Origin of the sequence: Pseudomonas sp. NFR02 (genome assembly GCF_900119375.1) — a bacterium.
GTDB classification, from domain to species: domain Bacteria; phylum Pseudomonadota; class Gammaproteobacteria; order Pseudomonadales; family Pseudomonadaceae; genus Aquipseudomonas; species Aquipseudomonas paracarnis.
The window spans coordinates 88,387-111,031 of sequence record NZ_FPJJ01000002.1 but is presented as its reverse complement, the minus strand read 5'-3'; the positions used below and the strand labels follow the sequence as shown (position 1 = coordinate 111,031).

Here is a 22,645-nt window from a genome sequence, read left to right as displayed (position 1 = left end):
CTAGCGTTCAAGCCAGATAAGGGAGGCGAATCGGCCCGTATGTGGGCTTCGGCGATAAGAAAAGAAACGCGGGTCGGTCACAGTGCACAAACCGCCACCATACACAGCGCTAACACCGCGCGCGGCCAGACGCAGGCGCGCCAGCTGGTAAATGTCGGCCATGTACTTACCAGGGTTGTGGCTGGGAACAAAGGCTTCAGCGGTGGCCGGCAGTTGCTGCATGAACACCTCACGCACTTCCGGGCCGACCTCAAAGGCTTGTGGGCCTATGGCAGGGCCGAGCCAGACCAGAACGTCTTCGGGTGCGCTATCCAGGCTTTCGAAAGCGGCCTCCAGCACGCCGGCCGCCAAACCACGCCAACCGGCATGGGCTGCGGCAACCCGGGTGCCCGCTCGATCACAGAACAGCGCAGGCAGGCAATCAGCGGTCATGGCTGTGCAGGCGATGCCAGCGGTGCTGGTCCAACTACCGTCAGCCTCGACAGTACGGCCCGGATCGGCCTCAACCACGCGAGTACCGTGGACTTGACGCAACCAGGCAAGCTGGATATCGAAGGCCTCACTCAGGCGACGGCGATTCTCAAGGACGGCCTCGAGGCTGTCCTCGACATGATCACCCAGGTTGAGGCTGTCGAACGGCGCCAGGCTGACGCCGCCCGCGCGGGTGGTGACGCAGGCTTTTACCCGAGCCGGCGCGGGCCAGTCAGGTATCAGCCAGTCACTCATCCGACAAACGCCTCGCGATCTTGCTTGAGCAGCGACAGCAGCCAGACCAGATCGTCTGGCAGTGGCGATTCCCAGCTCATGCGCTTACCGCTCGTCGGATGATCCAGCTCCAGGAAGCGTGCATGCAGTGCCTGGCGCGGGAACGTCTTGAGCGACTCAACCATGGTCTGGCTGGCCGCCGGCGGAATACGGAAGCGGCCACCGTAGGCCGGGTCGCCGACCAACGGGAAGTTGATGTGCGCCATGTGCACGCGAATCTGGTGGGTACGCCCGGTTTCCAGCTTGACCCGCACATGGGTGTGGGAACGGAAACGCTCCAGCACACGGTAGTGGCTGACGGCCTGCTTGCCACCTTCCATCACCGCCATACGCTGGCGCTGCTGGCCGTGACGACCAATGGGTGCGTTGATTTTGCCACCGGCCACAACGACGCCGATCACAATGCACTCATAGATGCGGCTGACGCTCCGGCTCTGCAATTGCGTAACCAGTTGCGTCTGCGCCTGAATGGTCTTGGCCACCACCATAAGGCCGGTGGTGTCCTTGTCCAGACGGTGCACGATGCCGCAGCGCGGCACATTGATGATGTCCGGCACGTGGTGCAACAGGGCATTGAGCAAGGTGCCATCAGCGTGCCCGGCGGCCGGGTGAACCACCAGGCCTGCGGGTTTGTTGATGACCAGGATGTCGTCGTCTTCATAGACGATATCCAGCTCGATGTCCTGGGCAACCCATTCTCCCTGGGCTTCCTGCTCGGCAGTCAGCTCAAGAATCGCACCGCCATGGACTATGTCTCGCGGGCGGATAACCGCTCCATCCACAGTCAGGCGGCCGTCTTTGATCCAGGCGGAAAGGCGCGAGCGCGAGTGCTCAGCGAATAATTGTGCGGCGACTTGATCGAGGCGTTGGCCGCCCAATTCGGACGGCACCTCTGCGCGAAGTTCAATTTTATCGGACATGCTCAGACTAGGCGTGGCGTAGCCTTTGGTTTCGGCTGCGCGCTTGTGGTTAAATACGGCGTCTTTTGCCCCGAGGCTTTCAACGGGGCGCTCATCATAACAGGACGGCCCCGCCCAAGACAGCGGCCGTCATAGGGACGCAAGCCGCCATGCAAGTGAAACACCTGCTGCTGATCGCCATCCTCGCCATGACTGCTGCTTGCTCGTCAACAAAGGACGTCGTCGACGAAAACCTGAGCGAAGTCGAGCTGTACCAGCAAGCTCAGACAGACTTGGACAATAATAGCTTCACCAGCGCCACAGCGAAGCTGAAGGCATTGGAGTCGCGTTACCCGTTCGGCCGCTATGCCGACCAGGCCCAGCTTGAGCTGATCTACGCCAACTACAAGAACGCCGAGCCGGAAGCTGCCAAGTCCGCTGCCGAGCGTTTCATCCGCCTGCACCCGCAGCACCCGAACGTGGACTACGCCTACTACATGAAGGGCCTGACCTCGTTCGACCAGGATGTTGGCCTGCTGGCGCGCTTCCTGCCGCTGGACATGACCAAGCGCGACCCGGGTGCTGCCCGCGACTCCTATAACGAGTTCGCCCAGCTGACCAGCCGCTACCCCAACAGCCGCTATGCGCCGGACGCCAAGCAGCGCATGATCTACTTGCGCAACCTGCTGGCTTCGTACGAGATCCACGTGGCCCACTACTACCTGACCCGTCAGGCTTATGTGGCCGCCGCCAACCGTGGCCGCTACGTGGTGGAAAACTTCCAGGAAACCCCGTCCGTGGGTGACGGCCTGGCCGTGATGACCGAGGCTTACCAGCGTCTGCACCTGGACACACTGGCGACGACCAGCCTGGAAACCCTGAAGCTCAACTACCCCGACCACCCTAGCCTGAAAGACGGCCAGTTCGTGCCTCAGGTTGCCGAAGCGGACAACCGTTCGTGGCTGAGCAAGTACACCCTGGGCCTGATCGAGTCCCGTCCACCACTGCCGCCGGGTGAAACTCGCGCCAACCAGGACGTGATCAAGATGTACCAGGACGCCAAGGACGCTATTCCTTCGGATCTCAAGCCGCACGACGAGAACGGTGACGTGATCGAAGAAGAAGAGCCGCAAGCCCTGGGCAACAACCAGGACCGCTCGTGGTTCAGCTACATGACCTTCGGTGTGTTCGACTGATTGTTCGACGCAACGCAAAAGGGAGCTCTGAAGGAGCTCCCTTTTTTATGAGCGAGTATTTATTGCCCTGTGCGCCCGTGACCACCTTGGCTAAACTGGCGCATTCCTTGTCGAGAAACTGCCCATCATGCTTCGTCTACTGTTCTGGATTGCCGTCATTGCTGCCGCGGTATGGTTCTGGCGCAAATTCAAAAAAAATGCCTCCCATCAGCAACGGCCTGCCGAACCGGATGCGGCCCTGATGGTGCGTTGCGCCCACTGTGGCGTGCACCTGCCGCAGGACCGCGCACTGAGTTCACGCCAGGAATGGTACTGCACCCAGGCGCATCTGGAACAAGGGCCAAAGTCTATTCAGCGTTGAGGCGACCTGCGGGGGCGTAAGGCGCTGGATCGATGATCGGAGCCCGCGCCAGCAGCAAGTCGGTGAACAACTGGCAAGATGCCGGTGCGAGTACCAGACCATTGCGGTAATGCCCGCAATTGAGCCACAACCCCTTGAAGCCAGGGACCTCACCGATAAACGGTATACCTTCGGGGGAGCCAGGCCGTAAACCGGCCCAATGCCCGACCACCTCGGCGTCCGCCAAGGCGGGAATCAGTTCCAGCGCAGACGCCTTGAGGCTTTCCAGCGCGGTGTCGGTTGGCGTCTTGTCGAATCCTTCATGCTCCAACGTGCTGCCGATCAGGATGTGCCCATCCCGCCGGGGAATCGCATAACGCCCCTTGGCCAGGACCATGCTGGATAAAAAGTCGGACGCGCATTTGTACAGGATCATTTGGCCTTTGACCGGCTCCACGGGTAGCCCCAAGCCCAGCGTACCCAACATTTGTCCGCTCCAGGCGCCGGCCGCGAGCACCACCTGATCCCCCAAAACCTGGCCCGTAGCGGTATTCACACCCACCACCCTGCCGTCGCCGAGCACAAAACCCGACACATCGCATTGCTCGCAAATCGTCACGTTCGGCAACGCCAGCAGGGCCGCCTTCAGTGATTTGACCAGGCGCGGGTTGCGTACGTTGGCCACATCGGCCATGTAGATCGCCTGAGAATAGCCACCCCCCAACACCGGCACCGCGTCATGGGCCGCAGATACGTCCACCTTGCTCAACGGTCTCCCTTCACGGGCAGCCCAGGCCAGTGCTTGCGCTTCGTCATCCAGGTCGAGCCAATACAACCCCGTGGTATGTACCTCTGGATCGACGCCGGTCGCTGCAAACAGCCGTTGCGCCAGTTGCGGGTAAAAATCCTGGGACCAATGGGCCAAGGCAGTGACCGCCTGGCTATAGCGCCACGGGTACAACGGCGAGACAATCCCACCGCCCGCCCAGGAAGACTCTTGCCCAAGCCCACCGCGCTCCAGCAGCGTGATCGCCTGGCCCTCACTGGCGAGGTTGTACGCCGTCAACAGCCCGATTACTCCGCCGCCGACAATCACCACTTGCTGTTGCTTAGCCATCATTTGATCCAGCCGATAAACAGGGAAAGGCGCGCCCGGCGCCCACGCTTCAAGTACGCTCATCCTTGCCCCCAGCAGACCTTGGGCGACATTTCAGGCCCTGCTCCCGGGTTGCCGCGCATACCGGTGCTGGTCAAGCTGAATGCTGCGCACGCGTCGTTCGCCATGACCGAGTCCGCAGCGGGTGTGGCGAGCAGGTCAAAATCCTGAGGGTTGAGGACGGCACTGATTCTATAATGATCATTGCCCGCGCTGACGTCGCCTGCATCAATAAAAGTGCCATTCCTCGTATAAGAACGCTCCAGGTGCTGGGCCTGTTCGCTCAACAACGCGACGATCTGCGCCCGATACGCCTTCTTCACCTGGCTGAGGTACCCGGGATACGCAATCCCGGCCAGCAACGCGATGATCGCCACGACGATCAGTAACTCAATTAGGGTAAAACCCTGGCTCTCCTTGCCCATCCGATTGCTCCTTATTGAAGTTGCCGCCATAAGACCCGTCGAAACTTGACGCGGCCGCCCTCCTCTACACGGGCATAGACCGTCTCCAGCACCGTGCGCGATTGCCCCGCGAGGCCGACCGAGGTGACACGAAAAAGTGTGCCTAAGGTTTGGGGGGGTAAATGAGCAAGCCCTGCACCTTCCCCAAGAGATTGAATGCCATAAAACCCATCCTTCAAGGCGAGCCAGGTGACCGCCGAGACCGGGTTCGTCCCGGCCGCCGTCAAGGAAGACGCTTCAGCAGGCGGCGCACAACGGATGATCGAGTGGCAGACAGGCATCGCCTGGCCAACCTTTTGCACGGTCGACTCCCCCAATCTCAGGCCGCTTTCGGCAGATTGAAACGATTGATTGCGATGCCACAGGCTGCTCGCGACTTTTTGCTGGGAGACCGCAGCCTGTATTGATGACAGTCCCACTTGCGACAGCACCAACAGGAACACCAGACTGATCAGCAGCACCATCCCGGTCTGCCGTACATGAATGCCGCCATGCATGATCATTGCCCCTACCCCAGCCGATTTCGCAGTGCCGCCACGACACTATAGGTCTGGTCCTTCACCCGCCCAGCGGGGTCTTGAAGGGTCATGAGGATGCGCACGCTACGTATCAGCGACTCATCGGCGGGATGGCTGTCATAGCGCTCCACAACTGTTGATGCCGAGGTGGCTGCCATGCCGAAGCTGACGTCGAATGCCCTTACGTTATCCATCAATACCGCCCTGGCCGGCGCCGCCGGGGTACTGATCTTCAACTGGCCCGATTCGTAGGTGTAGGTAAGTTGGCGTATGCCAAAACGAAGTTGGCCGGGCTCGGCGCCGGGTGGCGTGCCTGCATAAGCCCTGGCCGCCTCCTTGCAGTCGGACAACACTGTCCAGTCAGGCCTGCCGACGCCATCGCCGACATTCGCGGTCACCAGCGTCAATGACTTCGCACTCCCTGCCGCTTCCCAGCTTATCGGCCGATCAAAGGCAACCGGAGCATTGTCGATAGCCGCCACGGCCAAACACCCCAGCATGCCCGCCTGGCGAATATCCTGGGTGATCTTGCTCAGCACAAAGCGCGCATCATCCTGCAGCACCATGGCGGCCTGCTGGCTGGCATGGGTCAATCGCGAGCTGATCAGTATCTGGCTTGCCCCCAGTATCATGACCAACCCGATGGCGAGCGCCAGCAACACTTCCACCAGGCTGAAACCTCGCCCAAGACGCTTCATTGCGACACTCCCTGTTCATTGCTGATGCGACTGGTCAGGGTGAAGGTTTCCCGCGCCCCAGGGCGATTTGCTGCCCGAGCATCCGCCCAACTGATGCTGATGGTGACCTCGTGCCCGTTCACCACCACTGATCCTTTGGCATCCTCGCCGGCAAAACCCATGATATTGGCTTCGAAATCGTGCAGGTCCAGGTCACGTACGCTGGCGGTGGCAATGCTGGGTGGCGCCAGCTCCGCCCGGCCCCATGTGTAATCGGCGCCAGCATTGCTGCGAATGCGGTCGAGCATGTCGTAGGCAATAAAACTGGCTTGGCTGGTCATCCTGGCGCTGTTGGTGTACTTGAGCGCGTTGAGTTGCAGCACCGCAGCGCCCATCAGGCCGATCGCCAAAATCAACAGCGCGACCAGCACCTCGACCAGTGTCATGCCGGATTGGCGCAAGTGCGCAACGCGCAGGAATCGGTTCTGGCAGGCAGGCATTTCCGTCGTCATCCATGTCGAAGGCCGGAGAAAAAAGCAGGCAAGGCCTGCTGTGCGACCCAAGACTAGCGTCGGTTTTCGAGCGGCGCTGCTCCCGGAACAAAGGGAAATACTTTGGACATAAAGGCCATCATCCAGCGCCAAGGACCAAGCGCTATACCTAGAAAACCCACTCGTGCCCATGGAGGGAACGCACATGAAACAAAAAGGATTCACCCTGATTGAAATGCTGCTGGGGCTGATCGTCACCAGTTTTCTCGCGCAACTGGCCGTACCCGGTTTCAAGGGCTTGCTTGAATCGCAACAACGACAAAACGCGGCCCAAGCACTCGCCTCCGGGCTGCGCTACGCACGCACCGAGGCCATCGCGCGCAACCGGGCGGTGGTCATTCATGCAAAGGACGAGGACTGGAGCCTGGGATGGCGCGTGATACTGGATGTGAGTGGGCGCGGCCACCTGGATGACGACGATCCAGTATTGCTGGAGCGCGAGGGCAATGGGCGCGTGTCGGTGGCCGGGAATGGCCCGGTTACGAGCCAGGTGCGCTTCAGCGGCCTGGGGGAGCCGGTGTTTGCCGGCGGGGGATTTCGTGCCGGCACCGTACATGTGTGTGACAAGGACCAGGCACAGAGCCTGTATCAGATCGTGCTGGCCCCCAGCGGGCGCATCAGCCTGCGCAGTGACAAGACCGAACAGGCATTATGCCGAGGCTATTCCAGCACCCTGGCCGTCAGAGCAGCGAGCGGACCCGCAGTTCCTTGGGCATGGAGAACGTGATGTTTTCTTCACGGCCCGCCAGCTCATCGGCGCCGGTGGCACCCCAGGCTTGCAACTGTTGGATCACACCGCGCACCAGTACTTCCGGAGCGGAGGCGCCCGCCGTGATGCCGATACGCTCGACACCGTCGAACCAGCTGCGCTGCATGTCTTCGGCGCCGTCGATCAGGTACGCCGGTGTGGCCATGCGCTCGGCCAGCTCGCGCAGGCGGTTGGAGTTGGAACTGTTAGGGCTGCCGACCACCAGCACTACATCGCATTCGTCCGCCAGTTGCTTGACCGCATCCTGGCGGTTTTGCGTGGCGTAGCAGATGTCATCCTTGCGGGGGCCGCCAATAGCAGGAAACCGCGTGCGCAGGGCGTCGATGACGCGGCTGGTATCGTCCATGGACAAGGTGGTCTGGGTGACGAAAGCCAGACGATCAGGGTTGTGTACCTGCAAGTTGGCAACGTCTTTTTCGTCTTCCACCAGGTAGATGGCGCCGCCGTTGCTGGCGTCGTACTGGCCCATGGTGCCTTCGACCTCCGGGTGACCGGCATGGCCGATCAGGATGCATTCGCGACCGTCGCGGCTATAACGGGCCACCTCGATGTGCACCTTGGTCACCAGCGGGCAGGTGGCATCGAACACTTTAAGGCCACGGCCAGCCGCTTCGGTACGCACGGCCTGGGACACGCCATGGGCACTGAAGATGACGATAACGTCGTCGGGTACCTGATCGAGTTCTTCGACAAAGATCGCACCGCGTGCGCGCAGGTCTTCGACCACGAACTTGTTATGCACGACTTCGTGGCGCACATAAATCGGCGGCCCGAAGACCTCCAGGGCGCGGTTGACGATTTCGATCGCCCGGTCCACGCCAGCGCAGAAGCCACGGGGGTTGGCGAGTTTGATTTGCATGCTGTGCCTCGTGCCTTGCAGGCCAAGAAATTGGATCAACTCAGCTCTATAGAATAAGCATCTGTGGGAGCGGGCTTGCCCGCGATGCAAACGACTCGATGTATCAGATACACCTAGGTGATGCTATCGCAGGCAAGCCAGCTCCCACACAAGCCAGCCCCACAGGAACCGGTTTCGTCAGTTAGAGCGCTTTAACGTCGATGATTTCAACATCAAACGTCAAGGTTTTACCGGCCAACGGATGGTTGAAATCGATGGTCACTTGCGCATCATCGAAGGCTTTAACCACACCGGGCAATTCGGTATTGGCCGCATCATTGAAGATCACCAGCAAACCTTCCGACAGGTCCATACCTTCGAACTGCGAACGCGGGATGATCTGCACGTTTTGCGGGTTGGGTTGGCCGAAAGCGTTTTCCGGCAGGATCTGCAGGTTGCGCTTGTCGCCCGCCTTGAACCCGAACAATGCCGCTTCAAAACCAGGCAGCAGGTTACCGTCGCCAACCTTGAAGGTCGCCGGGGCTTTGTCGAAGGTGCTGTCGACCGTGTCGCCATTTTCCAGGCGCAATGCGAAATGCAAAGTGACTTCCGTGTTCTGGCCGATGCGTTGCTCAGCCAATACCTGATCAGTCATTGACGGTTTCTCCGGTTTTCTTGCTCTTGAACATATCCAGCGCCAGCATGATTGCACCAACGGTGATGGCGCTGTCGGCAAAGTTGAACGCCGGGAAGTAGTGGCGGTTCTGCCAATGCACCAGGATGAAGTCGATCACATGGCCCAGGGCGATGCGGTCATACAGGTTACCCAGCGCGCCGCCCAACACCAGGGCCAGCGCGATAGCCAGCCAGGTGTCGTCGCGGCCCAGGCGCTTGAGCCACACCACCAGCACGGCACTGACCACCACGGCGATCAGCGCGAACAGCCAGCGCTGCCAGCCACCGCCATCAGCGAGGAAGCTGAAGGCGGCACCCGTGTTATAGGCCAGGGTCCAGCTGAAGTAATCCGGGATCACCACGATTTGCTGGAACATTTCCAGGGAGCCCTCGAAGTGAGCCTTGCTGACCTGGTCAATGACCAGCACCAGCAGGCTCAGTACGAGCCAGCCCAGACGTCCGAAACGACTGGCTGTATTAGGCATAGTGACGAACCTCGCCTTCACCGCTGATGTTGTCGACACAACGACCACAGATTTCCGGGTGCTCAGGGTTCACGCCGACATCTTCACGGCAGTGCCAGCAACGGGCGCATTTAGAGAAGGCCGACTTCACCACCTTGAGCTTCAGGCCCGGCACCTCGGTGACCACGGCATCTGCCGGGGCCTGGGCGAAAGGTGCCAGGCTCGCGGTGGAGGTGATCAGTACGAAGCGCAGTTCGTTGCTCAGCTTGGCCAGGTCGGCAGTCAGGCCGTCCTCGGCAAACAAGGTGACTTCGGCTTGCAGGTTGCCGCCCACGGCCTTGGCCGCACGCTGAACTTCCAGCTCCTTGTTCACCGCAACCTTGACAGCCATGACGCCTTCCCAGTACTCGCGGCCCAGTTCGAAGTCGGCCGGCAGTTCGGTCAGGCCTTCGTACCAGGTGTTGAGCATGACCGACTCGTTACGCTCGCCCGGCAGGTATTCCCACAGCTCGTCGGCGGTGAACGCCAGGATCGGCGCGATCCAGCGCACCAGCGCTTCGCTGATGTGGTACAGCGCGGTCTGCGCCGAACGGCGAGCCTTGCTGTTGGCGCCGGTGGTGTACTGGCGGTCCTTGATGATATCGAGGTAGAAACCGCCCAACTCCTGCACGCAGAAGTTGTGGATCTTGGAGTAGACGTTCCAGAAGCGGTATTCGCCGTAGTGTTCCTGCAACTCGCGCTGCAACAACAGGGTACGGTCCACGGCCCAACGGTCCAGCGCGAGCATGTCTTCGGCCGGCAGCAGGTCGGTGGCCGGGTTGAAACCGGTCAGGTTCGACAGCATGAAGCGCGCGGTATTGCGGATACGACGGTAGGCGTCGGCGCTGCGGGCCAGGATCTGGTCCGACACGGCGATTTCACCCGAATAATCGGTGGAAGCCACCCACAGACGCATGATGTCGGCGCCCAACGTATCGTTGATCTTTTTCGGTTCGATCACGTTCTTCAGCGATTTGGACATCTTGCGGCCCGTCTCGTCGACGGTGAAGCCGTGGGTCAGCAGCTCGCGGTACGGCGCGTGGTTGTCGATGGCGCAACCGGTCAGCAGCGACGAGTGGAACCAGCCACGGTGCTGGTCCGAACCTTCCAGGTACAGGTCGGCACGCGGGCCGGTCTCGTGGCCCATAGGGTGCGAACCGCGCAGCACGTGCCAGTGAGTGGTGCCCGAATCGAACCACACGTCGAGGGTGTCGCTGATCTTGTCGTACAGCGGCGCTTCATCGCCCAACAGCTCGGCGGCGTCCAGCTTGAACCAGGCTTCGATGCCTTCCTGTTCAACGCGCTGGGCCACGACTTCCATCAGCTCGACGGTGCGCGGGTGCAGCTCACCGCTTTCCTTGTTCAGGAAAAACGGGATCGGCACGCCCCAGTTACGCTGGCGGGAGATGCACCAGTCAGGACGGTTGGCGATCATCGAGTGCAGGCGCGCCTGGCCCCAGGCCGGGACGAACTTGGTGTCTTCGATGGCTTTGAGCGAGCGTACACGCAGGGTGTCGCCGCTGGTCGGCTCTTTGTCCATGCCGATAAACCACTGCGCCGTAGCGCGGTAGATCAGCGGGGTCTTGTGACGCCAGCAATGCATGTAGCTGTGCTGGATGGTGGCGGTTTGCATCAACGCACCGACTTCACGCAGCTTTTCGATGATCGGCTGGTCAGCCTTGAAGATGAACTGGCCACCGAAGAATTCGAGCGAAGGCACGTAGACGCCATTGCTCTGCACCGGGTTGATGATGTCATCGTTGACCATGCCGTACTTCTTGCAGATCACGAAGTCGTCCACACCATAGGCAGGCGAGCAGTGGACAATGCCGGTACCCGAACCCAACTCGACGTAGTCAGCCAGGTACACCGGCGACAGACGGTCATAGAACGGGTGACGGAAGTTGATCAGCTCCAGCGCAGAACCAGTGGTGGTGGCGATCACCGAACCTTTTAGTTCGTAACGCGCCAGGCACGACTCGACCATTTCTTCGGCCAGCACCAGCAGGCGATCACCGACGTCCACCAGGGCGTAGGTGAATTCCGGGTGCACGTTCAGCGCCTGGTTGGCCGGGATGGTCCACGGGGTAGTGGTCCAGATCACGATGGCCGCTGGCTTGCTCAGGCTTGCCAGGCCAAAGGCCTCGGCCAGCTTGGCGTCGTCGGCGATCGGGAAGGCCACGTCGATGGTCGAGGACTTCTTGTCTTCGTACTCCACTTCCGCTTCGGCCAGGGCCGAACCGCAGTCGAAGCACCAGTTCACGGGCTTGAGGCCCTTGAACACGAAACCGCCCTTGACGATTTCAGCCAAGGCGCGGATTTCACCGGCCTCGTTCTTGAAGTTCATGGTCTTGTAGGGGTTGTCCCACTCGCCCAGCACGCCCAGGCGGATGAATTCGGACTTCTGGCCTTCGATCTGCTCAGTGGCGTAGGCACGGCACAGTTCGCGGGTCTTGTCCGCGCCCAGGTTCTTGCCGTAGGTCACTTCAACTTTATGCTCGATCGGCAGGCCATGGCAGTCCCAGCCCGGAACGTACGGCGCGTCAAAGCCCGACAGGGTTTTGGAGCGCAGGATCATGTCCTTGAGAATCTTGTTCAGCGCATGACCGATATGAATCGTGCCGTTGGCATAAGGAGGGCCGTCGTGCAGGACGAATTTCGGACGATCCTTGCCAATTTCGCGCAACTTTCCGTACAGGCCAATACTGTCCCAGCGCTGCAGGATCTGCGGTTCGCGCTGTGGCAGGCCGGCCTTCATTGGGAAGGCGGTGTCCGGAAGGTTTAGCGTGGCTTTATAGTCGGTCATTTAAGGCTCTTCGGTTAGCGATGGGCGCTAGGTGCGGCTAGTGCACGGGCGGCGGCGACATCCGCATTGATCGCCGTTTTCAACGCCTCCAGGGAGGCGAAACGCTGCTCTTCACGCAGCTTCTGGTGGAAAACCACCGTCAAACGCCGGTCGTATAAATCACCGGCAAAATCCAAAAGGTGAACTTCCAGGTGGGCCTTGCCATCACCTGCAACCGTGGGCCTGACGCCTATATTGGCGACTCCTGGCCACGATTGGCCGTCGATGTCGACGCTTACCAGGTAAACCCCGGTCAGCGGCACACGACGGCGCTTGAGTTGCACGTTGGCGGTTGGCGTGCCCAATTGGCGCGCCAGCTTCTGGCCGTGCAATACCCGTCCGGCAATGCGGAACGGGCGACCGAGCAAACGCTCGGCCAGGTCGAAGTCGGCGGCGGCCAGGGCGTTACGCACCTGGGTGCTGCTCACGCGCAGGCCGTCCAGTTCGACGGTTTGCGCGGCTTCGACAGTGAAACCCTGATTGACGCCGGCATGTTGCAGGAAATCGAAATCCCCGACCCGATCACAACCGAAATGGAAGTCGTCGCCGACCTCCAGGTGCTGTACACCCAAGCCGTCCACCAGGATGCGGTCGACGAACTCGGCGGCGCTGAGGCTGCGCAAACGCTGGTTGAATGCCAGGCAGAGGACACGGTCCACGCCCTCCTCCGCCAACAGCTGCAGCTTGTCCCGCAAGCGCGCCAAGCGGGCCGGCGCGGTTTCGGGGGTAAAGAACTCCCGCGGTTGTGGCTCAAAAATCACCACGCAGCTGGGCACGCCCAACTCGACCGCACGCTCGCGCAGCCGAGCCAGGATAGCCTGGTGGCCACGGTGAACACCGTCAAAGTTGCCAATAGTGGCGACGCAGCCCCGATGCTCGGGGCGCAGGTTGTGGAGACCTCGAACCAGCTGCATAACGCGCTTCTTGCTCATAAAGTGGTCGATTATAACCACACCCAGCCCCGGACGACAGGCAACTGCGCAGGCCAAATGGGTCGAATCGATAAAACAACCGTTTTATCGCGGCAAAGTCTCTATCCCAACGACTTGCGATTGAAATCACGCAGGCGGAAACCCTGCAACAGCAACATCCCGAAGTACACCGCCACGCCCGCGACCACCAATACACCCAGGCGCATGAAGCGCTCCAGCATATTACCTTGGTCCCAGGCCGGCATGAGGTGCATCAGGGCAAAGAGCACAACCGACATCGCGGCGACCGCCACCAGCAGCTTGAGCGCAAACACGCCCCAGCCGGGCTGTGGTTGGTACATCTGCTGTTTACGCAATTGGTAAAACAGCAGGCCTGCGTTTATACATGCCCCCGCGCTGATCGCCAAAGCCAGGCCGGCGTGGGCCAGCGGGCCGATAAACACCAGGTTGAGCAGTTGCGTAACCACCAGGGTGAAAATCGCGATTTTCACCGGGGTACGGATGTTTTGCTGAGCGTAGAAGCCGGGCGCCAGCACTTTGATCACGATAATGCCGAGCAGACCGACGGAGTAGGCGACCAGCGCATGCTGGGTCATCAAGGCGTCATGGGCGTCGAACTGCCCGTATTGAAACAGCGAGACCGTCAACGGTTCGGCGAGGATGCCCAGGGCCAGGGCGCACGGCAACACCAGCAGAAAGCATAGGCGCAGGCCCCAATCGAGTATGCGTGAGTATTCCTGGCGATCCTTGCTGGCGTAGGTACGCGCCAGGGTCGGCAGCAGGATGGTGCCCAACGCCACGCCCAGCACACCGGATGGCAATTCCATCAGGCGGTCGGCGTAGTACATCCACGACACCGAGCCGGATACCAGCAACGAGGCGAACGCGGTGTTGATGATCAGGGAAATCTGACTGACCGACACCCCGAGGATCGCCGGCAGCATGTTGCGCATCACGCGCCAGACGCCGGAATCCTTGAGGTTCAAGCGCGGCAGTACAAGCATGCCGATTTTTTTCAGGTGCGGCAGCTGGTACAGCAACTGTGCCAGGCCGCCGGCCAGGACCGCCCAGCCCAGGGCCATGACGGGCGGATCGAAATACGGCGTAAGGAACAACGCAAAAATAATCATGCTGACGTTCAGCAAGGTCGGCACAAAGGCCGGTACCGAGAAACGATTCCAGGTATTGAGGATCGCCCCGGCGAGCGAAGACAGGGAAATCAGCAATATATAAGGAAAGGTCACCCGCAGCAGATCAGTGGTCAGCGCGAACTTTTCCGGCGTATTGGCAAAACCGGGCGCCGTGGCCCAGATCACCCAGGGCGCGGCGAGCATCCCGACGATGGTTACCAGCATCAGCACCAGCGTCAGCAAACCTGAGACGTAGGCGATAAACGTACGGGTCGCCTCCTCGCCATGCTGGGTCTTGTACTCGGCCAGAATCGGCACGAACGCCTGGGAAAACGCGCCTTCGGCAAAGATCCGCCGCAACAGGTTGGGCAGTTTAAAGGCAATAAAGAACGCATCCGTGGCCATGCTGGCGCCAAAGATGCGGGCCAGCAGGGTGTCACGCACGAACCCCAACACCCTGGAAATCATCGTGATAGAGCTGACGGCAGCCAACGATTTGAGCAGATTCATTGAAAGAGTTTGCGCCTATAGATAAAGAGCAGGCGAACTACGCGCCCACTTATGCGATACTGCGCGCCTGCAACAGCACAGAGCCAAAGCTCGCGAGTTTACAGGTCAAGCGCCGGAAATAAATCACCCGCCTCTTCAGATCGACCACTCAGCAGTTCGCATCAGCCGCCCTTGACAACCCGTCAAGTCATCGGCATGATTCGCGGCCTATTTTGTTTGCTATTTCCTAAAAAGTCTTTCGAGGAGCTCGACGGTGGCCAACACACCTTCCGCCAAAAAACGTGCAAAACAGGCTGAGAAGCGTCGCAGCCACAACGCCAGCCTGCGTTCCATGGTTCGCACCTACATCAAGAATGTAGTCAAAGCCATCGACACCAAAGACGCTGAAAAAGCTCAAGCAGCTTACGTTCTGGCTGTGCCTGTTATCGACCGTATGGCCGATAAAGGCATCATCCACAAGAACAAGGCCGCTCGCCATAAGAGCCGCCTGAATGGCCACATCAAGGCTCTGAGCGTTCCTGCTGCAGCCTAAGTGGTAACAACTGCCACGTAGCCCAGGTTGCGTAACAGTTAAGAAATGCCCCGTACCGAAAGGTCCGGGGCATTTTTGTTTGCCCCCTGAAAACTGTAGGAGCGAGCTTGCTCGCGAAGATCGTTAACGATGACGCGGGAAGCCTGGCGCCCGAGGGGTTCTCAGGTTTTTCGCGAGCAAGCTCGCTCCTACAGAAAGTTGACCGGGAATATTCTCAAGGCAAAAAAACGCCCCGAACCAGTCGGGGCGTTTTTGATACCGATTGATCAAACCACAATCAATGGTGATGACCGCCTTCACCGTGGACGTGGCCGTGAGCCACTTCTTCCTGGGAAGCGTCGCGGATGGCCACGATCTTCACTTGGAAGTTCAGGCGCTGGCCAGCCAGAGGGTGGTTGCCGTCAACGGTAACGTCGTCGCCGTCCAGGTCGCGGATGGTGACGATCTGCATTTGGCCGTCCGGCGCGGAAGCGTGGAACTGCATGCCCACTTCCAGCTCATCAACACCTTCGAACATGCTGCGGCTCAAGGTGCTGACCAGTTCGGCGGAGTATTCGCCGTAGGCATCTTCAGGTTCTACGGCGACGGTCAGTTCGTCACCGACGTTCTTGCCTTCCAGAGCCTTTTCCAGGCCCGGGATGATGTTACCTGCGCCTTGCAGGTAAACCAGCGGCGCGCCGCCGGCGGAGCTGTCGATGACCTCACCAGCGTCGTTGGTCAGGGTATAGTCGATGGAGACAGCCTTGTTAGCGGCGATCGTCATGGGGCGAGACCTTTTGCAAAAGAATGAAGAACGGACAAGTCTAAACAAGGATTTGCCCGAAAGCGAACGGAACCCGGACGGACGGGGCCGATCAACGGTCACGATCACAGGTTTTCATCAGGACGACGATGGCCACTGGGTGGCCGAGCTGTCCTGCGGCCACACCCAGCACCTGCGCCACCAACCGCCCTGGCAGTCGCGCCCCTGGGTGCTCGACCCCGCGCAACGCCTTGAAAAAATAGGCCAGGCCTTTGCGTGCGGCTGGTGTGCGCAAGGGCACGAATAACGATAACCTTGGCGCCTGATTCGCGGTAGGCACTCACCCATAGAGCGCCACCCAAGCCATGCACCTCCAGAGAATTCGCATGCAGACTTTTTTTATCGCGCCCACCGATTTTGGTGTGGGTCTGACCTCCATCAGCCTTGGGCTGGTGCGCACCCTGGAACGGGCCGGCCTGAAAGTCGGTTTTTTCAAACCCATCGCCCAGCCACACCCTGGCGATACCGGGCCGGAACGCTCCACCGAGCTGGTGGCGCGCACCCACGGCCTGAAACCGCCGCAGCCCCTGGGCCTGGCTCACGTGGAGCGCATGCTCGGCGACGGCCAGCTCGATGAGCTGCTCGAAGAGATCATCACCCTTTACCAACAGGCAGCCGTAGGCAAAGACGTGCTGATCGTCGAAGGCATGGTGCCGACCCGCAGCGCCAGCTACGCGGCACGGGTCAACCTGCACCTGGCCAAGAGCCTGGACGCCGAAGTGATCCTGGTCTCGGCGCCGGAAAATGAAGTGCTCACCGAGCTTTCCGGCCGTGTGGAATTGCAGGCCCAACTGTTTGGCGGTCCCAAAGACCCGAAAGTGCTGGGCGTAATCCTCAACAAGGTACGCACCGACGAAAGCATGGAAGCCTTCTCGGCGCGCCTCAAAGAGCATTCGCCGCTGTTGCGCAGCGGCGATTTCCGGCTGCTCGGCTGCATCCCCTACCAACCCGAGCTGAATGCCCCGCGCACCCGCGACGTGGCCGACCTGATGGGCGCGCAGATCCTCAACGCCGGCGACTACGAAAGCCGGCGCATGACCAAGATCATCATTTGCGCACGCACCATGCGTAACACTGTCGAGCTGCTCAAACCCGGCGTGTTGGTGGTGACCCCGGGAGATCGCGATGACATCATCCTCGCCGTCAGCCTGGCCGCCATCAATGGCGTGCCGCTGGCCGGGCTGCTGCTGACCAGCGACACCCTGCCCGACCCACGCATCATGGATCTGTGCCGGGGCGCCTTCCAGGCCGGGTTGCCGGTGTTGTCGGTGAGCACCGGCTCCTATGACACCGCCAACCAGCTCAATAGCCTCAACAAGGAAATCCCTATCGATGACCGCGAGCGTGCGGAAATCATCACCGACTTCGTCGCCAGCCACCTCGATGCGCGCTGGCTGCACCAGCGTTGCGGCACGCCGCGGGAGATGCGCCTGTCGCCGGCGGTGTTCCGTTACCAGTTGATCCAACGCGCCCAGGCCGCCAACAAACGCATCGTGTTGCCCGAAGGCAGCGAGCCGCTGACCGTACAGGCCGCCGCCATCTGCCAGGCCCGCGGCATTGCCCGTTGCGTGCTGCTGGCCAAGCCTGCGGATGTGGAGGCAGTCGCCCGCGCCCAGGGTATCGACCTGCCCGAAGGCCTGGAGATTCTCGACCCCGACCTGATTCGCCAACGCTACGTGGAGCCGATGGTCGCCTTGCGCAAGAGCAAAAGCCTCAATGCGCCCATGGCCGAGCAACAACTGGAAGACACCGTGGTGATCGCCACCATGATGCTCGCTCTCGACGAAGTGGATGGCCTGGTCTCCGGCGTTATTCACTCCACCGCCAATACCATTCGCCCTGCCCTGCAACTGATCAAGACCGCGCCGGGCTGCACCTTGGTGTCGTCGGTGTTCTTTATGTTGTTCCCCGAGCAGGTACTGGTGTACGGCGACTGCGTGATGAACCCGCACCCAAGCGCTGCGGAACTGGCGGAAATCGCCCTGCAAAGCGCCGACTCGGCGGCCGCGTTCGGCATCACGCCACGGGTGGCGATGATCAGCTATTCCAGCGGTGACTCGGCCAGCGGCGAGGAGGTGGAAAAAGTCCGCGAAGCCACCCTGCTCGCCCACGAACAACAAAGCTCGCTGCTGATCGACGGCCCGTTGCAATACGACGCTGCCGCCAACGAAAACGTCGCCCGACAACTGGCGCCCAACAGCCAGGTGGCAGGCAAGGCCACCGTCTTTGTATTCCCGGACCTGAACACCGGCAACACTACCCACAAAGCCGTACAACGCAGCGCCGATTGCGTGAGCCTGGGGCCGATGCTCCAGGGCCTGCGCAAACCGGTCAATGACCTGCCACGAGGCGCCCAGGTGGACGACATCGTGTACACCATCGCCCTGACGGCGATCCAAGCCGCCAACCGACCCATGGATATCTAAATGCTGGATTTTCTACCTGCCGCCGTGCGCGGGGTGATCGCTTCGCTGTTGCTGGCGCTGAACACGATCCTGCTGTGTTCGTTCCTGTTTATCGTGGCGCTGTTCAAGGCGCTGCCGTTCGCCAAGCGCCTGAGCGAATGGCTGATGAACCACACCCATGAAGCCTGGGTCACCAACAACAAGGGTTGGATGAACCTGGTGCGCCGTACGCGCTGGCACCTGACTGGCCTTGAGGGCCTGGACTACCAGCACTCGTACCTGGTGACCAGCAACCATCAGAGCTGGGTCGACATCATGGTGTTGCAGTACGTGCTCAATCGGCGCATTCGCCCCCTGAAGTTCTTCCTCAAGCAAGAGCTGATCTGGGTACCGGTGATTGGTCTGGCGTGGTGGGCGCTGGGCTTCCCCTTCATGAAGCGCTACAGCAAGGCTTATTTGGAGAAGCACCCGGAGAAGAAAGGCAAAGACCTGGAAACCACGCGCAAGACCTGTGCGAAGTTTCGCGACAACCCCGTGGGGATTTTCAACTTTGCCGAAGGCACACGCTTTACGCCGGGCAAGCATGCGCAGCAGCAGTCACCGTTTCGCTACCTGCTTAAACCCAAGGCGGGCGGCATTGCGTTTGTGTTGGATGCCATGGGCGAGCAGCTCAAGTCACTGATCAATGTGACCATCCACTACCCCGCCGGGCGCCCAGGTTATTGGGATTTGCTGTGCGGTAACGTGAAGGACGTGGTGGTGCACTTTGAAGAGGTGCAGATACCGGCCGAATTCATCGGCAAGAATTATGAGCAGGATGGGGAATATCGACTGGCGTTCCAGGGCTGGATCAACCAGTTGTGGCAAGACAAGGATGCATTGTTGGAACAGCTGCACAAAGACTTTCCGGCCAGCCGCTGATCAACATGTGGATGCAATTTAATGTGGGGGCTGGCTTGCCTGCGATAGCGGTGGATCAGCTAAGGATCAATAAACTGACAGTCCGCCATCGCAGGCAAGCCAGCTCCCACATTGACCGAGTCCATATTTGAGAATATGTAAAAAGCCCGCCACCGGGTAACCGGTGGCGGGCTTTTTTGTGCGGCAATAAAGCTTAGATCGCGCCGCGCTGACGCAACAGTTCCAGCACTTGCTTGACGCTGTCTTCCAGCGACAACGCCTGGGTGTCGATCACAAGGTCGGCATTCAGCGGCACGTCATACGGGAAGGATTCGCCAGGGATGTTATCCCCACCGGCCGCGTACAAACCTTGCGGGTCACGCTCGGCGCACACCAACGGCGATGCCTGCACGTAGACGGTCAGCAGTCGGTCCGCACCAATCAGCGCCTTGGCCTGTTCACGGCCTTCGGCATCCGGCGCAACGAAGGCTGCCAGGGTCAACAGGCCGGCTTCATTGAACTGACGCGCCACATGAGCGGCACGACGCCAGTTCTCGGTACGCCCGGCACGGTCCTGCGGCAACCCTTTGTTCAGGTCGTGACGCAGGTTCTGGCCGTCCAGTACGAACACCGCACGGCCCATGTCGAACAGCTTGCGCTCGACCGCATAGGCCAGAGTGCTCTTGCCTGCGCCCGACAAGCCGCTGAACAACACCGTGGCCGGCTGCTGGCCGAAACGCAAGGCGCGCTCTTCGGTGGCGACATGCGCCAGGCTGCCGTGCTGCGCAGCGCCGCCATGACCCACCGGTGGCGCGATGATCATGCCCGCGGCGACCGTGCCGTTGGTCAAACGATCGATCACGATGAACGCGCCGGTGGTGCGGTTGCTGTCGTAACCGTCCAGGGCGATGGCGGCGTCCAGGCTGACCTTGACCCGGCCAATTTCGTTGAGCTGCAGCGAACTCGCCGGGCCTTCGGCCAGGGTGTTTACGTCCACGCGGTGCACGATGCTGGTGATGGAACCCGGCACGTAGCTGGTGGCGCGTTTGATGTCGTATTTCTTGCCCGGCAGCATCGGTTCTTCAGCCATCCACACCAGCATGGCATCGAAGGCGTCGGTCACTTGCGGCACGTTGTCGGCATGCACCAACAGGTCGCCACGGGAGATGTCGATCTCATCTTCCATGGTCAAGGTCACGGCCTGGCCTGGGCCTGCGTGTTCCAGCTCACCTTCAAAGGTGACGATGGATTTGACGCGGCTGCTCTTGCCCGACGGCAATACCACCACTTCGTCACCCTTGTGCACGATGCCGCTCGCCAGGGTGCCGGCAAACCCACGGAAGTTCAGGTTCGGGCGGTTGACGTATTGCACCGGGAAACGCAGGTCGGTGTAGTTGCGGTCGTTGGCGATCTCGACAGTCTCCAAGATCTCCATCAGCGACTGGCCGGTGTACCAGGGCGAACGCTCGCTCTTGTTCACCACGTTGTCGCCCTTGAGCGCCGACATCGGCACGAAGGCCAGGGTGCTCGGCTTGAAGGCGATACCTTCGGCGAACTTCAGGTAATCGGCCTTGATCGACTCGAATACGCTTTGGTCAAAGCCGTTGATGTCCATCTTGTTGATGGCCACCACGATGTGTTTGATGCCCAGCAACGAGGCGATGTAGCTGTGACGACGGGTCTGGGTCTGCACGCCGTAGCGGGCGTCGATCAGGATGATCGCCAGGTCACAGGTAGACGCACCGGTGGCCATGTTGCGGGTGTACTGCTCATGGCCGGGGGTATCGGCGATGATGAATTTGCGCTTGGCGGTGGAGAAATAGCGGTAGGCAACATCGATGGTGATGCCCTGCTCACGCTCGGCCTGCAGGCCATCGACCAGCAACGCCAGGTCTATATCGTCACCGGTGGTGCCGGACTTCTTCGAGTCGCGGGTAATGGCTTCCAGGTGATCTTCGTAGATCATCTTGGAGTCGTGCAGCAGGCGCCCGATCAGGGTGCTCTTGCCGTCATCGACGTTGCCGCAGGTCAGGAAGCGCAACATCTCTTTGCGCTCGTGCTGGCCCAGGTAGGCGAGGATGTCCTCGCTGATCAAATCAGATTGATGCGACATGACAGCCCCTTAGAAATAGCCTTGACGTTTTTTATCTTCCATCGAGCCTGCACCATCGTGGTCGATGACACGGCCCTGGCGCTCGGAAGTTCGCGTCAGGAGCATTTCCTGAATGATGTCCGTCAGCGTCTCGGCTTCGGACTCCACCGCACCCGTCAACGGGTAGCAGCCAAGGGTGCGGAAACGTACTTTCTTTTTGACGATACGGGCTTTGTCTTCGTCGGACAGGTGCTCGAGGATGCGGTCGTCGTCGATCATGATCAACGTGCCGTTCTTCTCGATCACCTCGCGCTCGGCGGCGAAGTACAGCGGCACGATCGGGATGCCTTCCAGGTAGATGTACTGCCAGATGTCAAGCTCGGTCCAGTTGGACAGCGGGAACACGCGGATCGACTCGCCCTTGTTGACGTTGCCGTTGTAGACGTTCCACAGCTCCGGGCGTTGGTTCTTCGGGTCCCAACGGTGCTTGCTGTCGCGGAACGAGTACACGCGCTCTTTGGCACGGGATTTCTCTTCATCGCGACGGGCACCGCCGAATGCTGCGTCGAAACCATGCTTGTCCAGCGCCTGCTTGAGGCCCTCGGTCTTCATGATATCGGTGTGCTTGGCACTGCCGTGGGTGAACGGGTTGATGTTCTGCGCCACGCCATCGGGGTTGATGTGAGTGATGAGGTCCAGACCCAGCTCCTCGACCATCTTGTCGCGGAACTTGTACATCTCCTGGAATTTCCAGCGAGTGTCGACGTGCATCACCGGAAATGGCAGTTTGCCTGGGAAGAAGGCCTTGCGTGCCAGATGCAGCATCACGGCGGAGTCTTTACCGATCGAGTAGAGCATCACCGGGTTATCGAACTCGGCGGCGACCTCGCGGATGATGTGGATGCTTTCCGCCTCCAGCTGTTTCAGATGCGTCAGTTTGTCGACCATGGTTACTCACGGAAAAACGATCTTGTGGACGGCCAGCGGGCCGTGTTCGAGCGAGGCATGCTAGCACAGCAACTTCTTCTATTTAGGGAGCCAGCTAGACCGAAACGGTATATGAATATGCCGCCGAGTTTGGCGCCCAACTCGCTCAATGTGGGAGCTGGCTTGCCTGCGATACAGGCGCCGTGCTCCTTCAGGCTG

At 60.4% G+C, this 22,645-nt stretch carries 23 protein-coding genes; 7 read left to right on the top strand and 16 right to left on the bottom strand.

Annotation, left to right across the window (positions count from 1 at the left end):
- Nucleotides 1-726 (bottom strand): peptidoglycan editing factor PgeF, encoded by a 726-nt coding sequence (pgeF, locus tag BT199_RS06235; RefSeq protein WP_072434162.1) that lies wholly within the window; start codon nt 724-726, stop codon nt 1-3.
- Nucleotides 723-1,685, bottom strand: coding sequence for a 23S rRNA pseudouridine(1911/1915/1917) synthase RluD (rluD, locus tag BT199_RS06230; RefSeq protein ID WP_003188422.1), 963 nt, complete (start codon nt 1,683-1,685; stop codon nt 723-725). The genes pgeF and rluD overlap by 4 nt, the downstream gene beginning before the upstream one ends.
- A 149-nt stretch (nt 1,686-1,834) precedes the next feature.
- On the opposite strand from rluD, the gene BT199_RS06225 reads away from it, so the two are divergent.
- Nucleotides 1,835-2,860: an outer membrane protein assembly factor BamD gene (locus tag BT199_RS06225; RefSeq protein WP_003188421.1), complete on the top strand. Its 1,026-nt coding sequence runs from the start codon at nt 1,835-1,837 to the stop codon at nt 2,858-2,860.
- Between the two features lie 127 nt (nt 2,861-2,987).
- On the top strand, nt 2,988-3,221 hold the full coding sequence (locus tag BT199_RS06220; protein ID WP_014716865.1) for a PP0621 family protein: 234 nt from the start codon (nt 2,988-2,990) through the stop codon (nt 3,219-3,221).
- On the opposite strand, the gene thiO is transcribed toward BT199_RS06220, so the two are convergent.
- The 5 genes from thiO to pilV are packed head-to-tail and all read right to left on the bottom strand — an operon-like array spanning nt 3,208 to nt 6,515.
- Nucleotides 3,208-4,317, bottom strand: a complete 1,110-nt coding sequence (gene thiO / locus BT199_RS06215) for a glycine oxidase ThiO (RefSeq protein ID WP_072434161.1) — start codon at nt 4,315-4,317, stop codon at nt 3,208-3,210. The two genes, BT199_RS06220 and thiO, sit on opposite strands and share 14 nt — an antisense overlap.
- 59 nt (nt 4,318-4,376) lie before the next feature.
- Complete coding sequence (locus BT199_RS06210; protein WP_072434160.1) at nt 4,377-4,781, bottom strand: type IV pilin protein; 405 nt, start codon at nt 4,779-4,781, stop codon at nt 4,377-4,379.
- Between the two features lie 11 nt (nt 4,782-4,792).
- On the bottom strand, nt 4,793-5,323 hold the full coding sequence (locus BT199_RS06205; protein WP_072434159.1) for a pilus assembly PilX family protein: 531 nt from the start codon (nt 5,321-5,323) through the stop codon (nt 4,793-4,795).
- Nucleotides 5,324-5,328: 5 nt separating this feature from the next.
- Nucleotides 5,329-6,036 carry a PilW family protein gene (locus BT199_RS06200; RefSeq protein WP_014716862.1) on the bottom strand — a complete coding sequence of 236 codons (708 nt, stop codon included), beginning with the start codon at nt 6,034-6,036 and terminating at the stop codon, nt 5,329-5,331.
- Nucleotides 6,033-6,515, bottom strand: a complete 483-nt coding sequence (gene pilV / locus BT199_RS06195; RefSeq protein ID WP_058410765.1) for a type IV pilus modification protein PilV — start codon at nt 6,513-6,515, stop codon at nt 6,033-6,035. Before pilV ends, BT199_RS06200 begins: the two co-directional genes overlap by 4 nt.
- 196 nt (nt 6,516-6,711) lie before the next feature.
- On the opposite strand from pilV, the gene BT199_RS06190 reads away from it, so the two are divergent.
- A complete protein-coding gene (locus BT199_RS06190; RefSeq protein WP_072434158.1) occupies nt 6,712-7,293 on the top strand; it encodes a GspH/FimT family pseudopilin in 582 nt (193 codons plus the stop codon).
- Here BT199_RS06190 and ispH read toward each other — a convergent pair.
- The 6 genes from ispH to murJ all read right to left on the bottom strand — a co-directional run bounded on the left by ispH (nt 7,247) and on the right by murJ (nt 14,768).
- Nucleotides 7,247-8,194: a 4-hydroxy-3-methylbut-2-enyl diphosphate reductase gene (ispH, locus tag BT199_RS06185; RefSeq protein ID WP_003188409.1), complete on the bottom strand. Its 948-nt coding sequence runs from the start codon at nt 8,192-8,194 to the stop codon at nt 7,247-7,249. The genes BT199_RS06190 and ispH overlap by 47 nt on opposite strands.
- Before the next feature lie 181 nt (nt 8,195-8,375).
- Nucleotides 8,376-8,813 carry an FKBP-type peptidyl-prolyl cis-trans isomerase gene (locus BT199_RS06180; RefSeq protein WP_169855857.1) on the bottom strand — a complete coding sequence of 146 codons (438 nt, stop codon included), beginning with the start codon at nt 8,811-8,813 and terminating at the stop codon, nt 8,376-8,378.
- Between the two features lie 7 nt (nt 8,814-8,820).
- Nucleotides 8,821-9,333: a signal peptidase II gene (gene lspA, locus BT199_RS06175; protein ID WP_014716859.1), complete on the bottom strand. Its 513-nt coding sequence runs from the start codon at nt 9,331-9,333 to the stop codon at nt 8,821-8,823.
- The gene (gene ileS / locus BT199_RS06170; RefSeq protein WP_072434157.1) at nt 9,326-12,157 is read right to left on the bottom strand and encodes an isoleucine--tRNA ligase; all 2,832 of its coding nucleotides are present in this window, start codon (nt 12,155-12,157) and stop codon (nt 9,326-9,328) included. Before ileS ends, lspA begins: the two co-directional genes overlap by 8 nt.
- A 14-nt stretch (nt 12,158-12,171) precedes the next feature.
- On the bottom strand, nt 12,172-13,110 hold the full coding sequence (ribF, locus tag BT199_RS06165; protein WP_003188404.1) for a bifunctional riboflavin kinase/FAD synthetase: 939 nt from the start codon (nt 13,108-13,110) through the stop codon (nt 12,172-12,174).
- Between the two features lie 119 nt (nt 13,111-13,229).
- On the bottom strand, nt 13,230-14,768 hold the full coding sequence (murJ, locus tag BT199_RS06160) for a murein biosynthesis integral membrane protein MurJ (RefSeq protein ID WP_014716857.1): 1,539 nt from the start codon (nt 14,766-14,768) through the stop codon (nt 13,230-13,232).
- 253 nt (nt 14,769-15,021) lie between these two features.
- Here murJ and rpsT point away from each other — a divergent pair, with 253 nt between their 5' ends.
- Nucleotides 15,022-15,300, top strand: a complete 279-nt coding sequence (gene rpsT / locus BT199_RS06150; RefSeq protein ID WP_003188401.1) for a 30S ribosomal protein S20 — start codon at nt 15,022-15,024, stop codon at nt 15,298-15,300.
- A gap of 277 nt (nt 15,301-15,577) precedes the next feature.
- On the opposite strand, the gene BT199_RS06145 is transcribed toward rpsT, so the two are convergent.
- Nucleotides 15,578-16,063 (bottom strand): FKBP-type peptidyl-prolyl cis-trans isomerase, encoded by a 486-nt coding sequence (locus tag BT199_RS06145; RefSeq protein WP_003188398.1) that lies wholly within the window; start codon nt 16,061-16,063, stop codon nt 15,578-15,580.
- Between BT199_RS06145 and BT199_RS06140 the strand changes: the two genes are divergently transcribed.
- The 3 genes from BT199_RS06140 to BT199_RS06130 all read left to right on the top strand — a co-directional run bounded on the left by BT199_RS06140 (nt 16,062) and on the right by BT199_RS06130 (nt 19,428).
- Nucleotides 16,062-16,349: a DUF3565 domain-containing protein gene (locus BT199_RS06140; protein ID WP_072434156.1), complete on the top strand. Its 288-nt coding sequence runs from the start codon at nt 16,062-16,064 to the stop codon at nt 16,347-16,349. The genes BT199_RS06145 and BT199_RS06140 overlap by 2 nt on opposite strands.
- 79 nt (nt 16,350-16,428) lie before the next feature.
- Complete coding sequence (pta, locus tag BT199_RS06135) at nt 16,429-18,528, top strand: phosphate acetyltransferase (RefSeq protein ID WP_003188396.1); 2,100 nt, start codon at nt 16,429-16,431, stop codon at nt 18,526-18,528.
- Nucleotides 18,529-19,428: an acyltransferase gene (locus BT199_RS06130; protein ID WP_014716856.1), complete on the top strand. Its 900-nt coding sequence runs from the start codon at nt 18,529-18,531 to the stop codon at nt 19,426-19,428.
- Nucleotides 19,429-19,621: 193 nt separating this feature from the next.
- On the opposite strand, the gene cysN is transcribed toward BT199_RS06130, so the two are convergent.
- Nucleotides 19,622-21,520, bottom strand: a complete 1,899-nt coding sequence (gene cysN / locus BT199_RS06125; protein ID WP_003188392.1) for a sulfate adenylyltransferase subunit CysN — start codon at nt 21,518-21,520, stop codon at nt 19,622-19,624.
- Nucleotides 21,521-21,529: 9 nt separating this feature from the next.
- Nucleotides 21,530-22,447 (bottom strand): sulfate adenylyltransferase subunit CysD, encoded by a 918-nt coding sequence (gene cysD / locus BT199_RS06120; RefSeq protein ID WP_016971196.1) that lies wholly within the window; start codon nt 22,445-22,447, stop codon nt 21,530-21,532.
- Nucleotides 22,448-22,645 lie beyond the last annotated feature (198 nt).